This window comes from Fortiea contorta PCC 7126, assembly GCF_000332295.1.
GTDB lineage: Bacteria > Cyanobacteriota > Cyanobacteriia > Cyanobacteriales > Nostocaceae > Fortiea > Fortiea contorta.
This window is the reverse complement of sequence record NZ_KB235930.1, coordinates 1907178-1923315: the sequence shown is the minus strand read 5'-3', so window position 1 is coordinate 1923315 and position 16138 is coordinate 1907178. Positions and strand designations below refer to the sequence as shown.

14 protein-coding genes are annotated in these 16138 nt (G+C 40.8%); 7 read left to right on the top strand and 7 right to left on the bottom strand.

Going from position 1 to position 16138, the window contains the following annotated elements; translation table 11 throughout:
* Nucleotides 1-330 precede the first annotated feature (330 nt).
* From ppsA to MIC7126_RS0109055, 4 genes are all read left to right on the top strand, one after another.
* On the top strand, nucleotides 331-2799 hold the full coding sequence (gene ppsA, locus MIC7126_RS0109070) for a phosphoenolpyruvate synthase (protein WP_026100129.1): 2469 nt from the start codon (nucleotides 331-333) through the stop codon (nucleotides 2797-2799).
* Nucleotides 2800-2842: 43 nt separating this feature from the next.
* Entirely contained in the window at nucleotides 2843-3277 is a 435-nt protein-coding gene (locus tag MIC7126_RS0109065) for an element excision factor XisH family protein (RefSeq protein ID WP_017652823.1), read from the top strand.
* Nucleotides 3247-3606 (top strand): XisI protein, encoded by a 360-nt coding sequence (locus MIC7126_RS0109060; RefSeq protein ID WP_017652822.1) that lies wholly within the window; start codon nucleotides 3247-3249, stop codon nucleotides 3604-3606. The genes MIC7126_RS0109065 and MIC7126_RS0109060 overlap by 31 nt, the downstream gene beginning before the upstream one ends.
* Nucleotides 3607-3723: 117 nt before the next feature.
* Nucleotides 3724-5193: a dolichyl-phosphate-mannose--protein mannosyltransferase gene (locus MIC7126_RS0109055; RefSeq protein WP_017652821.1), complete on the top strand. Its 1470-nt coding sequence runs from the start codon at nucleotides 3724-3726 to the stop codon at nucleotides 5191-5193.
* Nucleotides 5194-5307: 114 nt separating this feature from the next.
* Here MIC7126_RS0109055 and trmB read toward each other — a convergent pair whose 3' ends face one another.
* The 3 genes from trmB to MIC7126_RS27285 form a co-directional block, all read right to left on the bottom strand.
* Nucleotides 5308-5943: a tRNA (guanosine(46)-N7)-methyltransferase TrmB gene (gene trmB, locus MIC7126_RS0109050; RefSeq protein WP_017652820.1), complete on the bottom strand. Its 636-nt coding sequence runs from the start codon at nucleotides 5941-5943 to the stop codon at nucleotides 5308-5310.
* A gap of 290 nt (nucleotides 5944-6233) precedes the next feature.
* Complete coding sequence (locus tag MIC7126_RS0109045; protein ID WP_017652819.1) at nucleotides 6234-8786, bottom strand: TonB-dependent siderophore receptor; 2553 nt, start codon at nucleotides 8784-8786, stop codon at nucleotides 6234-6236.
* Nucleotides 8787-8978: 192 nt separating this feature from the next.
* Nucleotides 8979-10052, bottom strand: coding sequence for a helix-turn-helix transcriptional regulator (locus tag MIC7126_RS27285; protein ID WP_051050388.1), 1074 nt, complete (start codon nucleotides 10050-10052; stop codon nucleotides 8979-8981).
* A gap of 384 nt (nucleotides 10053-10436) precedes the next feature.
* Between MIC7126_RS27285 and MIC7126_RS0109035 the strand changes: the two genes are divergently transcribed.
* On the top strand, nucleotides 10437-11558 hold the full coding sequence (locus MIC7126_RS0109035) for a metallophosphoesterase family protein (RefSeq protein ID WP_017652817.1): 1122 nt from the start codon (nucleotides 10437-10439) through the stop codon (nucleotides 11556-11558).
* Nucleotides 11559-11607: 49 nt separating this feature from the next.
* Here MIC7126_RS0109035 and MIC7126_RS0109030 read toward each other — a convergent pair whose 3' ends face one another.
* The 3 genes from MIC7126_RS0109030 to MIC7126_RS0109020 all read right to left on the bottom strand — a co-directional run bounded on the left by MIC7126_RS0109030 (nucleotide 11608) and on the right by MIC7126_RS0109020 (nucleotide 14440).
* Nucleotides 11608-12324 (bottom strand): pirin family protein, encoded by a 717-nt coding sequence (locus MIC7126_RS0109030; protein ID WP_017652816.1) that lies wholly within the window; start codon nucleotides 12322-12324, stop codon nucleotides 11608-11610.
* Between the two features lie 331 nt (nucleotides 12325-12655).
* Nucleotides 12656-13222, bottom strand: coding sequence for a DNA starvation/stationary phase protection protein Dps (gene dps, locus MIC7126_RS0109025; protein ID WP_017652815.1), 567 nt, complete (start codon nucleotides 13220-13222; stop codon nucleotides 12656-12658).
* 165 nt (nucleotides 13223-13387) lie between these two features.
* The gene (locus tag MIC7126_RS0109020) at nucleotides 13388-14440 is read right to left on the bottom strand and encodes an aldo/keto reductase (protein WP_026100128.1); all 1053 of its coding nucleotides are present in this window, start codon (nucleotides 14438-14440) and stop codon (nucleotides 13388-13390) included.
* A gap of 199 nt (nucleotides 14441-14639) precedes the next feature.
* Here MIC7126_RS0109020 and MIC7126_RS0109015 point away from each other — a divergent pair, with 199 nt between their 5' ends.
* Both MIC7126_RS0109015 and MIC7126_RS0109010 read left to right on the top strand, forming a co-directional pair.
* On the top strand, nucleotides 14640-15053 hold the full coding sequence (locus MIC7126_RS0109015) for a thiol-disulfide oxidoreductase DCC family protein (RefSeq protein ID WP_026100127.1): 414 nt from the start codon (nucleotides 14640-14642) through the stop codon (nucleotides 15051-15053).
* A gap of 30 nt (nucleotides 15054-15083) precedes the next feature.
* Nucleotides 15084-15566 carry an ester cyclase gene (locus MIC7126_RS0109010; protein ID WP_017652812.1) on the top strand — a complete coding sequence of 161 codons (483 nt, stop codon included), beginning with the start codon at nucleotides 15084-15086 and terminating at the stop codon, nucleotides 15564-15566.
* Nucleotides 15567-15584: 18 nt separating this feature from the next.
* Here the strand turns inward: MIC7126_RS0109010 and MIC7126_RS0109005 are convergent, their stop codons facing one another.
* Complete coding sequence (locus MIC7126_RS0109005) at nucleotides 15585-16016, bottom strand: hypothetical protein (RefSeq protein WP_017652811.1); 432 nt, start codon at nucleotides 16014-16016, stop codon at nucleotides 15585-15587.
* Between the last annotated feature and the right edge of the window lie 122 nt (nucleotides 16017-16138).

The following is a 16138-nucleotide window of genomic DNA, read 5'->3' as shown; positions in this document are numbered from 1 at the left end:
TAATCTCGTTTTCAGCGTCTAGATCAATGGTGTCAATTTCCGGTCATCAGTTAATTTTCAAGTATTCGGGTTATGGAAGCAAGCATATAATTTGATACACCAAATGATAGGAAAAAAGGCAATAAACAATCAACAATAGGCAAAAAAGCGATTTTTGCCCAATGTTCCATACCCTATGCTTTTGCTCAAAATCATTTTGCTGGAAGTTGGCGCCGACAATGGGCTGTAATCCACACACTACGGTGGGAAAAACTTAGAATTTAATATGGGCAAAATCATCGTCGTGATGACGCGCTGATGACCAGAGCATCTACTTGGGAGGAAATACTGATGGTTACAGTAGCTAAAAATACTTTATCTCAGGCGGCTAAAGAGCGATCGCTCATTCTCTGGTTTCATGAGGTGGGTATAACTGATATCCCTTTGGTCGGTGGAAAGAACGCCTCACTGGGAGAAATGATTCAGCAGTTGACGCCTCAAGGCGTGAATGTTCCGCAAGGATTCGCCACTACAGCTTATGCATATCGCTATTTCATTGAATCTGCGGGTTTAGAAGCCAAGTTGCGTCAACTGTTTGCTGACTTAGATGTAGACGATGTGAAAAATTTACAAGCACGGGGAAAAAAAGCGCGATCGCTATTAATGCACACACCATTTCCTGTAGAATTGCGACAGGCGATCACTGCAGCCTACGAAAGTTTATGCGACCAATACCACGGTGATACAGATGTGGCTGTCCGTTCTAGCGCCACCGCCGAAGACCTCCCCGATGCTAGTTTTGCTGGACAGCAGGAATCCTACCTCAATGTTGTGAGTATCGAAAGCGTCCTAGCCGCTTGTCATCGCTGCTTTGCGTCTTTGTTTACCGACCGCGCCATTTCCTATCGCCACGCTAAGGGATTCGATCATTTCAGCATCGCTTTAGCTGTGGGTGTGCAAAAAATGGTACGTTCTGATTTAGCTTCTTCCGGGGTCATGTTCTCCATCGATACAGAAACAGGCTTTAAGGATACAGCATTAATTACCGCCGCCTATGGTTTAGGAGAAAACGTAGTTCAAGGAACAGTTAACCCCGATGAATATTATGTTTTTAAACCGACTTTAAAAGCTGGTTATCGTCCAATTATTGATAAAAAATTAGGCAGTAAACAATGGAAAATGGTGTATGATGACGGTTCTAAATTCACCAAAAATATTCCAGTTGCTGTTAGTGAAAAAAATAAATACACCTTAACTGACGACGAGATTCTCCAGCTAGCAAATTGGGCGTGTGTGATTGAAGAACATTATTCCCGCGTCCACAAAACTTATAGCCCAATGGACATTGAATGGGCAAAAGATGGGATTACTAATCAGCTATTTGTCGTTCAAGCCCGTCCGGAAACTGTGCAATCACAAAAACAAGAACATGTGTTGCGGAGTTATCGTTTTGTCAGTAAAGATGCAGGAGATGAGTTAACACAATCCCCATCTCTCCATCCCCTAGTCAGCGGTCGCGCTGTGGGGACAGCCATTAGCCAAGGAAAAGTCAGGCTGATCCTCGATCCTAGAAATCTTGACCAGTTCCAAGCTGGGGAGGTGTTGGTGACAGAAAGAACTGACCCTGACTGGGAACCGATTATGAAACGCGCCAGGGCGATTGTGACTAATTCTGGTGGACGCACGTGTCATGCAGCCATCATTGCGCGAGAATTAGGAGTACCAGCGATCGTCGGTTGTGGCAATGCTACGGAAATTTTGAAATTTGGTCAAGAGGTAACAATTTCTTGCGCTGAAGGTGAAGAAGGGAAAGTATATGCAGGTTTGTTACCGTTTGCAGTCCAAGAAGTTCGTCTGGAAAATATACCCCGCACCCGCACCCAAATTTTGATGAATGTGGGTAATCCCCAGGAAGCATTGAGTTTATCTGCAATTCCTAATGATGGCGTAGGTTTAGCGCGGACAGAGTTTATCATCGCTAACCAAATTCAAATTCATCCGATGGCGTTGATTAAATATCATCAGTTAGAAGATGATTTTGTCAAGACAAAAATAGCAGAAATCACGGCGCTTTATGAAGATAAACCGCAATATTTTGTTGATAAATTAGCCCAAGGTATCGGCACAATTGCTGCAGCATTTTATCCCAAATCGGTAATTGTGAGAATGTCTGATTTCAAAAGCAATGAATATGCCAATCTATTAGGTGGTCAACAATTTGAACCCGACGAAGAAAACCCCATGCTAGGGTGGCGAGGGGCGGCGCGTTATTATGATCCTGGTTATCAAGCAGCTTTTGCTTTAGAATGTCAAGCCATTAAGCGAGTCAGGGAAGAGATGGGATTAACTAACGTTATCCCGATGATTCCTTTTTGTCGCACACCAGAAGAAGGGCATTTGGTGTTAGCAGAAATGGCAAAAAATGGTTTAGAGCAAGGTGTGAATCACTTGCAAGTTTATGTGATGTGCGAGTTACCAAATAATGTGATTATGGCTGAGGAATTTGCCGAGGTATTCGATGGTTTTTCCATTGGTTCCAACGACCTCACCCAGCTAACTTTAGGTATAGATAGGGATTCAGCACTGGTAGCGCGGTTATTTGATGAACGCAGCCAAGGTGTAAAGCGGATGGTAAAAATGGCGATCGCTGCAGCCAAAAAACGCCACCGGAAAATCGGTATTTGTGGACAAGCACCAAGCGATTATCCAGAGTTTGCTAAATTTTTAGTTGAGCAAGGAATTGACTCAATTAGTTTGAATCCAGATGCGGTTTTAAAAACTACATTGGTAGTAGCAAAAGTCGAAAACGGAGAGGAATAAAGACGCAAAATTTTGCATTCATAAATCAGAAATTAAGCCACATATGCCAGCTAAAGACCGCTATCACAATAACGTCAAAAATGCCCTAATTAAAGACGGGTGGACAATTACCGATGATCCTTTTCATCTCAAGTGGGGAAAAAGAGATATGTATGTTGACTTAGGTGCAGAAAAACTCATTGCTGCTGAAAAGGAAGGACAGCGAATAGCAGTTGAGATTAAAACATTTCGCAGTGTCTCAGACATGACTGATTTGGAACACTCACTGGGACAGTATCTCGCATACCGTTCTGTGATGACCAGAACAAATCCTGAGCGCATTCTCTATCTCGCTGTGCGTGATGAAGTATACGCCGATATCTTTGACGAGCCAATTGCTAAACTTTTGGTGGAGGATTACAAGGTTAATATAGTTGTATTTAGGCTAGAGCAAGAGGTGATTTTTAAATGGATACCTTGGAGCAATACAGGCAATTAATTAGGAATATTCTGATTGAACATACGCAGATACCTTTCAGCATTGGTGATATTCAATTTGAAACAGTTTTCGATAGTCAGCAAGACCGCTACCTATTAATGATTTTGGGAAGAGAACCAGCCTATGATTTGTCTCCTACGGTGACTCGTCGTGTTCATGGCTGTTTGATTCATGTTGACATTATTGATGGCAAAATTTGGATTCAACGTGATGGGACTGAAGAGGGGATAGCAACGGAACTAGTGAGAGCGGGTGTACCAAAAGACCGCATTGTGTTGGGGTTCCGGTCTGAGGAATTGCGACGAGATTCTGATTTTGCTGTGGCATAGTGCGATCGCTCTCATTATCTCTTAATGTTAGAGACGTAGGATACTACGTCTCTACTGTTTATTTAGGCTTGTGAGAGCATTCAATCAAAAAAAATCATGTCATAGGAATATTGACTAATGGCTAAAAAAGTGAATCTAAATTCTATGCCTTGGTTCCGGATAGGAATATTGGGTATATTTCTCTTATCACTAGCTTTAAGGTTTTGGGGATTAGAGCGATTTAACACTCTCGTGTTTGATGAAGTTTATTTTGCGAAATTTGGCAATAACTATCTTACTCAAACGCCATTTTTTAATGCTCATCCTCCTCTTAGTCAATATATCATCGGTATAGGAATTTGGTTAGGAAGTCATGTTCCTTTTTGGCAAGAACCGGTGAATGGGTTGACTGGTTCATTGCGATCTCCTTGGAGTTATCGCTGGCTAAATGCTCTCACTGGCTCATTTATTCCTGTCATTGTCACCGCTATTGCTTATCAAATTAGTCGCCGTCGCAGCTTTGCTTTGTTAGCAGGTTTATTCACTGCTTGTGACGGTATTTTTCTAGTTGAATCTCGTTATGCTTTGAACAATATTTATATTGTTATCTTTGGTTTGTTAGGGCAATTATGTTTATTATTGGCATTAGATAATCAAAAACAACGCCGTTCTTTATGGTTAATTTTAGCTGGGATTAGTTTTGGTGCTTCGGCTGGTACTAAATGGAATGGTTTGTGGTTTTTATTAGGTGCTTATTTAATTTGGATAACAGCATGGATGATTCATTACCTCCATACTTTGACATCGCCCTCAACCCCCTCTTTTTCTTCACCTCAAACACCACTACAAAATCTTACGCAATTAAATATTTTCCAGATGATATTTTATTTAGGAATAATCCCAGCTTTCATCTACAGTATTATCTGGATTCCCCATTTACAACTAGACCAAAGATATGGATTTATTCAAGTTCATCAGCAAATTTTAAATTTTCATCTCCAGTTGGGTGGAAATAGTCGTGATGTCCATCCTTACTGCGCTGCGTGGTACAAATGGCCGTTAATGATGCGACCAATGGCTTATTATTATCAAACAACCCAAAGTTTTACAGATCCTCTCCCAGTGATGGGGCCTAATTTACCTGCTGGGGTGGGAAAAGTAATCTATGATGTTCATGCGATGGGTAATCCCGTTTTGTGGTGGTTGGGGATGGGGGCTATGCTATTTTTATTAGCGATGCTGTTAACGAAAATGGCAATTCCTTTGATTAAGCAACAGCGGTGGATAGTACCTGAAAATTTAAGTGTTGATACTTGGATTGCTTTGTATTTAGTTTTAAATTATGCTGCCAATTTATTACCTTGGGTTAAAGTAACAAGGTGCGTATTTATTTACCATTATATGTGTGCAGTGGTATTTGTATTTTTAGCGATCGCTTGGTTTGTAGATCAGTGTCTTCGCAGCTATTACCATCAGTTGCGGGCTTTTGGTGTTACTCTTGCTTTTCTAATTATTGCTGCTTTTATCTATTGGATGCCGATTTATCTGGGTTTACCTTTATCTGTAGATGATTATAAAATGAGGATGTTATTTGATTCTTGGATTTAATATTTTCACTTAAACTTAGCAAAGTAAAGCTGTAGCTTTTTTGAGGACTTTAGTCCTCACTACAATTTTTAAAAATCAGTCTATAACTATAAACTCTTATTCTGGAAATTTTGCTTATTTCCTGATAAACAAAGCCCGATAAACTGGCTCACCTTTTTCGTGAGTATATATTTCCCGTTCTGTAGCGATTGGTAAGGGATTTTCTGCTAGCCATGTATCTGTATGTAGCTTTTGAAATTCTGGGTTTTCCGCAAAGCGATCGCACATTTCTCTGGCGATAAATTCCATATCTGATTGCAAAAATACTTCCCCTCCCACATCCAGATAATTTGCTAGTTCTGTGACTAGTTCTGGTTGGACAACTCGCCGTTTTGCGTGGCGATTTTTAAACCAAGGATCAGGAAATTGAATAGTGACGCGCTGTAAGGTTTTTTGCGGAATAGATGACAAAAGTGGGCGTAAGGAATTATTCACATTACAAAATAAATAATGCAGATTTGTTAATCCTAATTCTCCACGCAATTTATTCGCCTCAATTACTAGAGGTTCCCGAATTTCTAAGCCAAGAAAGTTCCAGTTAGATTCTAATTCTGCCATTTTCAATAAAAACCGTCCTTTGGCACAACCAATATCTAAATGTAGCGGTTGATTTGGCTGGATATAAATTTTTTCCCAGTCGAGGGGATTTACTGGTGTTTGATATTTTTTGGCTAGAGGGTTTACATGCTGACGCACGCGCACAGGTGTCAAAATTAACTCTCCTTGTTGTTATTGATTATTTGTTATATGTATGTCAGCGTGGTTTTATTGGGTTCCGCTGTGAATAAGTGATGCAACTGTAGAATTTTTTGTGTTGTTTGGTGATGGTTTTAGTGAGAGGATAATTAATATGTTATACCAATTTAAAAACATCGACGATAAATAGATGACTGCATAGAATCCATTACAGACAATGTAGAGACGCTGTTTTGGAAGCGTAACAAACTCCAATTTCGCGTCTCTACAAGTTTTATATGTATCGTTATTAATGTGAAATGATATTAGAATGTGAAAGAAACAGAGCCAATCACCGTAAACGGCTCGCCTGGGTAAACAATGTTGCGTCCCTGAGTTTCCACATAGTAGGTAATGTCAAAAATATTTTTGACATTGAGACCAATTCTCCAGTTATCTTGTTTGTAAAACAGAGATGCATCTGTACGAAAATAACTCGGCAGGATAAAGGATTGCTGGAAATCTCCGGGGCGATCGCCTACATAATAAAGACCTAAACCAAAACCCAAACCTTTTAAATTTCCTTGTTGAAGTTCATAAGTTGTCCATAAACTGGCAGTATTTTCTGCGACATTTTGCAAGCGATTGCCAACAGGCAAATCATTATCGCGGGTGACTCTAGCATCTGTATAACCATAGGTAGCAATTACATTCCAACCCGGTGCTATTTGTCCGACGATATCAAGCTCGATACCCTTGCTAGTTTGTTCTCCCACTTGAACTGAAAAATTGGCATCAGTGGGATCAGTAGTTAAAACGTTGGATTTTGTCAGGTGGTAAGCTGCTAATGTTGCTGAAAGTCTCCCGTCAAACATTTCTCCTTTAACACCTATTTCATACTGTTTCCCACGTTCAGGATCAAAAGGAGAATTGTCTCTAGAGCGTCCGTAGACTGGGACAAAGGATTCTGCATAGCTTGCATACAGAGAAATGGGAGGAATGGGTTGATAGACAATGCCAACACGGGGTGTAAAGGCAGAATTATTGCTGTTAATTACACTTTGAGTCGCTAAGTCCTTATCTTCATTGCTGATGGTATCAAAGCGACCACCCAGGAGTAACTTCAGGTTTTCAGCTATAGTTATCTGGTCTTGCAGATAGAAGCCTAGTGTATCTGTGAAATTTTGAACTCTGTAGGGAGTAGTGGGACGGGTAATGGGAACAAAGTAAACAGGATTAAAAATATCGATGGATGCAAAAGGCCCGTTGGAAAAGCCATTAGAAACACTGGTACTACGGTTCAAGTCTACGCCAAACAGCAGCTTGTGGGTAATTGTTCCTGTTTTAAAGTTACCAATAACATCAGTCTGGAGTCTGTAGTCCTCTTCCACAGTTCCACCAAAATTAGCGATGTCTCTTCTACCTGTGCGTCCATCTGCTTGCAATCCTCTAAACTGGACGCGAATTTCATCACTTTCCCAGATGTTGATGGCTAAAGTCTGACGCAATTGCCAATCTTGACTGAAGCGGTGTTCGAGATTGTACCCGAACTTAGAGTTTGTGATAGCACCTTCGTTAATGGAAGGTTCACCAAAAAATCGAGTGATGGGAACTGACCCAGGGCGATCGCCAATTGCAAACACTCCGCGATCGGGTTTATACTCTCTGTCCGTATATTCAAAGAAAAATTTTAAATCCGTATTTTCGCTCGCCTTCCAAGCTATGACTGGTGCAACAAATATATTCTCGGAACTAATAAAATCTCTGAAACTACCAGCATTCTCGTAGGCAACATTGAGACGATAGAGCAGGGTTTTGTCTACATTTAAAGGCCCTGATAAATCCAAAGCAGTGCGATAGAAAGCATAATTTCCCACACTCAGCTCAACATTGTAGTAGGGGTCGCTCAGAGGCTGCTTTGTCACAATATTGACAATTCCACCTGGTTGAGTGTTTCCAAACAGTACAGATGCTGGGCCTTTGAGTACCTCAACCCGTTCCACATTAGCAAAATTTGTGGCTGGGTTATTTTCAAGAATTCCATCTCGAAAAGCTGTTTCTTGAACAAATCCCCGAATTCTGAATCTATCAGTTGAGTTTTGATAGCCTGAACCTGGTGTTACTCCACTGACATTTTGCAAAACATCCCGCAATCTGGTTGTTTTTTGATCGTCAATAATCTGTCGGGGAATCACCTGAATCGATTGGGGAATGTCGCGCAGAGGGGTGTCAGTTTTTGTTGCTGTTGACGCATTTGGCGCCCGATACCCATCTTGCTCACCCGTCACCACCAACTCAATCGGCTCATTACTCTCTGCTACTGGTTGTTTTGGCTCGGTTTCACTACTTGGCTGTTGTTGGGGGGTCGGCTGAGTTTGTGCTTGAGAAGATGAGGCTGGCGTAAAACCAAACACTAAACCCTGTGGGTCGTCAAATAATTCCACCTTTGGACTACTTGCTTCCCCTATAACTGTGACTCGAATACTATTAGCATCAAGCGCTGTTACACTGACAGAAACAATACCATTGACAGGATTAAGAGAGCGGAACTCTTTACCATCTGGCAGTTCCAAGACGGCATTCGGGATATCTGCAATGAAGCTATTACCTTTAGTTTGATCAACAGGTTTGAGTGCTTCTCCCTGAGAAGTTTGTAGGACTAATTCAATACCTGTACTCGTGCTCTTGAGTTGAATTCCCGTAACTTTAACAACTTGGCTGATAGATTGTTGTACTAATAATGGAGCCAGATTATTGACAAAATCATGCTTTTTTGATCCTTGATTTGTCGCTGAGACTTCGCTCCCAGTTGCAGGCTCTGTCAATATCGCTATCAGAGTAAATGCCAAACTTATCCGACTGAGTTGCCTCGATTTCATCTAATTTTTTCCCCACCAACCACAAATTGTTATAGCTAATCTTTTCTAATTAGCTAGTAAAAAAATCTACGTAATTTCCCAGACATAAATCAACTCAAGTACGGAGAATTTGATCCATTGCGGGAGATTTGACTAGAGATTTCCAGGCTGTAATGTCCAATCAAAAGCAATTTTGGGGATATTGAAATCAAGTTAGAATAAATCGCATATTTTTTTCCCGGCTTTACACTCAGAGGGACTAACGCCAAACTTGCGTTTAAATGCAGCCGCAAAATGACCAGGATTTGCATATCCCACTTCATTCGCAACCGCAGCTACGTGCATTTTTCCGTCTTGCAGCAGCTGTCGAGCTATTTCCATGCGATGATTATGCAAGTAACCAAAGACTGTTGTACCGAATATTTGACGAAATCCATTTTTTAATTTGTTATCATTTATACCTACTTTTTGGGCTAAATTTAACAGAGAAGGAGGGTTTTCTGATTGAAAAATTAGAATTTCTCGTGCGCGGTGAATCTTCTCAATATCCCTAGGTTTAAGAGTTATAGATTTAACAGATATATTTTTAATTTTTGTCAGTTGCTCTAATTTCAACGCAATTAATTCTAAACACTTAGCCTCTAAATAAATCTGTTTAGTCATGCCTTGAAATGGACAATTAATAATTTGTTGAAGCGGTAGATACATCGCCGGAGTCAGTTGATTGTTATCTACGTAATTTTGTTGACTTTTGCCTTCAATCAGTTTAATTAAACCTGGTGGTAGTTCTTGATTTATACAGCACACAAAATTCTTTAAAATCTCTGCAGATTTAAGATGTATGTCAACTTTCAAGCAGTGCACATTTTTAAATGAAGTATGAGCAAAAGAATTGTATTCTTGCTCTGGTAAATCCCACTGTAAAAAATTTTCTTTGCTACCTCTTTTGATGGTTATATCTGATTGCTGAGAAGTATAGTTAGCTGATAAATTAAAACCGAACTCTATAGATCCAAATTTATCTTGATATGGTTCAAATACTATTTGTAAATCATCATGATATTTCTGATTACGAATCAAAAGATCAATATCTCGTAATTCGATACAGCGATCGTATCCTGTACCAAACTGCTCAGGACATAAGTAGATAATGTCAGAAGCATCTAAAGGATCTGGATACTGAGTAATTTTATTAGCACCGTACCATGTTTCTTGGCACTCAGCTTCTGAAATGATTTTTGCCATTACTGTATTTATAGAATGGTAAGTCTTGCCAATTGCACCCATTTCTCAGTTGCTAGAGAATTCTCTTGAATATCTCTCGCTTTGTTGAGTTGCTCAGTCGAGTCTGCTTCTTAGTTGGTAATATCTATTACAATAAGGGTTCAAAAATTTGCCATTCTGCATCAGTGAGGTTGCTGGGATCCGCCATTAGCATTAGATTTTAGATGCTGAGTAGTACCTTAATTCAAAACCTCATAAGATGTCAAATGGGTTCTATAGGCATTGCCTTGTAATCTCTCTATCAAAAACCGAATTCGTGTGATTTTATAAAATTAAAATGTGTACAAATGTTAAGAAAAATCGTCTCACCCATGGTGACAAACTAAAGGTTATACTTTGGGAAAAAGACTTGTTTTAACCCTTAATTTTGAAAATATCCTCAGATCAATGACTTTAAATTTTCGTTTTGCTATCATTAGCGATTTACACATCGCGCTTCCTCACACAATCTGGGATCATCCTAGCCGATTTCATTTGGTAGAAGTTAGTATCCCAGCTTTTGAAAGTGCATTAGAACATCTAACACAATTGAATTTAGATTTCCTCTTACTTCCGGGAGATTTAACTCAACATGGTGAACCAGCTAACCATAATTGGCTAAAACAAAGGTTAGCTAAACTACCTTTTCCGGTCTATGTTGTTCCTGGTAATCATGATGTTCCCGTACTCATGGCTGACCAACAATCTATTGCGTTTGCAGATTTTCCTAACTATTATCGTCAGTTTGGTTATGCTGACTCACAGCAACTTTACTACACTTGTGAGTTGTTACCTGGAGTGCGGTTGATTGGTTTAAATTCTAATACTTTTAACAGCGACGGTAAGCAAATCGGGCGTTTGGATAGTCAACAGTTAAGGTGGTTAGAACAAGTGTTAGCGGCGGCTGGTGATGAATTAGTATTGGTGATGGTGCATCACAATGTCGTTGAGCATCTACCTAACCAATCGCTGCACCCAATGGCAAATCGTTATATGCTAGAGAATGCCGGGGAAGTGTTGGAGTTGCTGCAGCGGTACGGAGTGAGTCTGGTATTTACTGGACATTTGCATGTGCAAGATGTCGCCTCTAGGGATGGGGTTTATGATATCACAACAGGTTCTCTAGTCAGCTATCCGCACCCTTATCGCGTATTAGAATATCATCAAGATAATCACGGAAAGCGGTGGTTACAAATTTTATCTCACCGCATTGAATCAGTTCCAGATTTTCCGAATTTGCAAAAGTCTTCTAGACAGTGGATGGGCGATCGCTCTTTTCCCTTCATTATGAAACTGCTGACACTGCCTCCTTTGAGTCTAGCAACTGATCAAGCCAAAGAAATAGCCCCCAGTCTGCGTGACTTTTGGGCAACTATTGCTGATGGCGATGCTTTGTTAAACTATCCCCAATTTCCCCATAAAATCCGCAATTATATTCAAGAATATAGTGCGATCGCCACTAGCGGCACTCCCACCCTGATTGACAACAATAGCACCATTTTGTTGGCAGAAAATGAGAGATTTGACTAATTCGTAATTCAGGCGTCAACCTTAGTGAATTACGAATTAGTATCATCTCTTATCCCAAATCAAACAGTAAAATCTCTGCGCTGATGTCGGTGGTGATTTCGAGTTGTTCTTCACCGCTGATTTGCACACCATCACCGGCTCTGAGTTCTTCACCGTTCAAAGATACTATACCTTGGGCTATTTGCAACCAAGCGTAGCGACCAGGTTGGACGCGATAATTAACAACGTCGCCACTTTCTAAAACAGAAGCGTATAAATCCACATCTTGGTGTATGGTGACGGCGCCATCACGACCGTCTTTAGCAGCGATTAAGCGGAGTTTACCGTGTTTTTCGTCTCTAGAGAACGCTTTCTGTTCATATCTTGGCGCTAATCCTTGTTGATCAGGAAGAATCCAGATTTGCAATAAATGGAGCGCTTCCGTGGGTGAGGGATTGAATTCGCTGTGGCTGATACCAGTACCGGCGCTCATAATTTGGGCGTCACCGGGGCGAATTACTGAACCTGTACCCAAGCTGTCTTTATGTTCTACCGCACCTGATAGAACATAGGTGAGGATTTCCATATTTTCATGACTATGGGTAGGAAATCCAGCACCGGGAGCAATGCGATCGTCATTGATTACTCGTAGTGAGCGAAAGCCCATCCGGTGAGGATCGTAGAAGCTACCGAAAGAAAATGTGTGGTAGCTATCGAGCCAGCCGAGTTGAGCATGACCACGGGCGTTTCTATCATGAATTAGATGGGTTTTTGTATTTTGAGACATGGTGTTACCTCGGCTTTTTTAGGTTGTAAAATTTCAATAATTGTTGTGTTTTGGCTTATTTAAATAGTAATTTATGTACATATAAAATGAAAAGTACGCACTTAAAAGTGGCGTACTTACCAAAAAGATACTGTTAGCTGAAACTCAGCTTATTTCAAAAAATAAATCACGAAGTATAAAGGATAAAACATGAAGTGATACCAACCACAACTCACCTTTCAGACTTCATCCTTCATCCTAGCCTGCGGCAAGCCCTTCGGGTTCAACAGTTCCCTACGGCGGGAAACCCGCCTACAGGACTGTTTCACCGCTTCGCGTCTACATCCTTCCTTCAGCTAACTGTAGCAGGTCGTTTACTGCTAGTAGCGGTTGTACCTTTGCTTTCATTGATTTCTGAAACCTGCAGATGAGCTTCTAGGAACCAAAGGCGCTTGTCAATGTTGCGAGAAACTTCAGTGTAGAGGTCAGCGGTGTCAGCATCACCTAGGTCATCTGTGTCGTCGATCGCTTGACGGATGTGTTTAGCGTAAGATGCATAACGGTCTGCTAATGCTGTCACATGGTCTTTGCCGTCTAAAATATCAAAGGGATATTCTGGCAAAATAGAATTGCTAGCAGCAGCACGAGCGGTACCTACAGCGTAGCCACCCAAAGCAGTGATTCTTTCCGCTATTGAATCGATATACTCTTCTAATTCACCAGCAAGGGTATCAAACAATTCATGTAACTGATAGAAATCCGTGCCTTTAACGTTCCAATGGGCCTGCTTGGCTTGGGTTTTCAAATCCAAAGTAGCTGCTAAAGTTTGGTTAAGAAGTGTGACGATTTGCACTCGCGCTTCGGCGGGAATGTCGATCCGAGTGGGGTAAAGACGAGATGAAAGTGCTTTATCGCTCATGATTCTGCCTAATGCCTGTAGCAAACAACTCTATAGATAGTAACGTGAGTAGTATGCCGTGGGAAACTCTCTGACGGTAGATAGGGTTAATTTGTTCAAGAAATCCCACGACAGATGCTATAAATGGCTAAATGTGCTATATTTTGGTTGTTTTTGGGTGTAAGTTTAGCTGCGGTGGTTGTCTAGATTACTGAATGTGCCACCGAAAAGGCGATCGCGGATCGTGTCATTTTGTAAGAAATCATGGGGAAAACCTAGCTCAATTTGGCTAATTGTATTCAAGCGTTCCAGGTGTTCTGGTGACAAGGTGACATCCAGACTGGCTAAATTATCTTGAAATTGGCTGGCTTTGCGAGCGCCAATAATCGGGATCATCACGCCGCTTTGAGCACGCAACCAAGCCAGAGCTACTTGTGAGGGTGTGCGCCCTATCTCTGCGGCTACTTGACTGACAACCTCAGCGATCTTTAAATTCTGCTCGGAAATACTTCCCATACTTCCATTAGCCAGTCGTCCTGCTTCCTCCCCTTCCCGCAGTGGCTGATTATACTTACCTGTGAGGACACCACCACCCAAAGGCGACCACGGTGTCACCGCTAAATCAAAGGCTTTCGCTAAAGGCAACAAATCACGTTCTGGTGTCCGCTGAATCAAACTATACTCTATTTGCAGAGCGACAAACTGCGTCCAACCTTGAAATTGGGCGATAGTATTGGCTTGGGCAATAATCCAAGCTGGTGTATCAGAAATGCCAATGTATAAAACTTTTCCTTGGCGAACGACATCATCAAGCGATCGCATCACCTCTTCCACAGGTGTAGTGAAGTCCCAAGCGTGTAACCAAAACAAATCAATATAGTCCGTATTCAGCCTTTTGAGACTACCTTCCAAAGACTGGATCAAGTTCTTGCGATGGTTCCCGCTAGCATTCGGGTCGCCCTTACCATCATTCATCCGCAGAGGAAAAGAATATTTAGTCGCCAAGACATAGCGTTCCCGCTCCTGGGCGATCAACTCACCAACAATTTTTTCACTGCTACCATCAGTGTATCCATTAGCAGTGTCAATAAAATTACCTCCAGCTTCCACAAACAAGTCAAAAACTTTGCTGCTTTCATCCTTCGACGCACCCCAGCCCCAATCCTCACCAAAAGTCATCGTTCCTAAGCAGAGTTCCGAAACTCTCAACCCACTTTTGCCCAATAATTTATATCTCATGCTTGTTTCCTCAATAACTGCAATTGAGTGTAACAAAGCTCAAGAGTCAACAGTCAACAGTCTAAAGTCTGGATAAATAATTATGTAACTCCCAATTATTTCAACACATAACGAATTATATTTAAAAAACCTCCGCGCACCTTGGTGTTCAAAAATCTACTATTGCAGCTTCAAAAAAAAACAACATAACAGATTATTCATGAACTACTACGTAATCTACGACGGAAATTGTCATCTTTGCGTTACCTTAGTGCAATTATTAGAAACCTTAGATCAAGGAAAATTGTTTCGCTACACACCTATGCAAGATGAAAAGATGCTGAGACAATGGGGAATTACACCCGAAGATTGTCAACAGGGAATGATTTTGATTGATGGTCAAGCACCTGAAAAACGTTGGCAAGGTAGCGATGCAGCTGAAGAAATTGGGAGATTATTACCAGTTGGCAGTATATTTATAGATGCTTATCGCGCCTTACCAGGGATGAAATGGGTAGGGGACAGATTTTATGCTCAAATTCGGGATAATCGCTATACTCTTTTTGGCAAGCGCTCCAGTACCTATCAATCTGCATATTGTGCTGATGGTAACTGTCAGGTAGATAATCAATAAATTCAATCTTGGTTCAAGAATAATCGTCTTATGTCTAATGTAGAAAATAAAGCGATCGTGCTGCAATTTTATCAAGCTTTTGATCATCGAAATATTGACCAAGCATTAACACTTCTCGCCCCGAATTTTATTGCTCATATGACTGGTGTACCTGAACCCCTTGATAGAGATGGTTTTAAAAAGTTTGGCATGGAATTTTATTTAGCTTTCACTAATGGTCAACACACATTTGAAGACTTAATTATTGAAGGTGATAAAGTTGTCACTTACGGGACATTCACTGCTACACATCTTGGTGAATTTCAAGGTATTCCGGCAACAGATAAGCAAATAAAACTATCAATCATGCATATAGATCGTGTCAAGGATGGTCAAATTGTAGAGCATTGGGGACAGGGCGATGCGCTAGGATTAATGCAACAGTTGGGCATTATTTTTCTACCGAGTCCGGCACTAATTTTACATATGGTTAAAAGCTATTTATTTAAGCTGTTAAAAACAACAACAAAATAGTGAGATAATTTAACAAAATTAGATATCACTCTGTTGATTAAAAACATCTAAAATCTGCCGACAAATTTGTCTTAATTTATCTCTAACTTCCGGCGAAGGAACAGACAAACCAGCAAAACTCCAGTCTTCTACTGTAGACAATCGCCATGCTTCACCGCGATGATTAAAAGCGACTACTTCTACACCAATAGCACGACGAGAATAATTAATGGGGTCATCATAGAAGCGGATTTGAATTAAAACGCTGCGACTTTGCCAAGATTTACTGATTCCCGGAAAATGAAAACCGATATCTATAGAATCTGGATCAACTAATTCTCTGGTTTGTGGATCATTCTTCCAAGGTTTGAGATCGGATTTAGCATCAGGAAACTCAAGTTTGAACAAATTGACTACTGTAGCGATTTTGCTGGCGAATTCAAGGTTAGTTGCTTGTTCAGATGCATTCACGAAAAAACACTCCTAGGATGTAGAAAATATCAATACAGAAAAACCACCAAAAGGCTGATTACGGATCTTGCAAATTATGAATACCTTTTTGTTCAGGAACTCTCAATCACCCTTGCTTAACA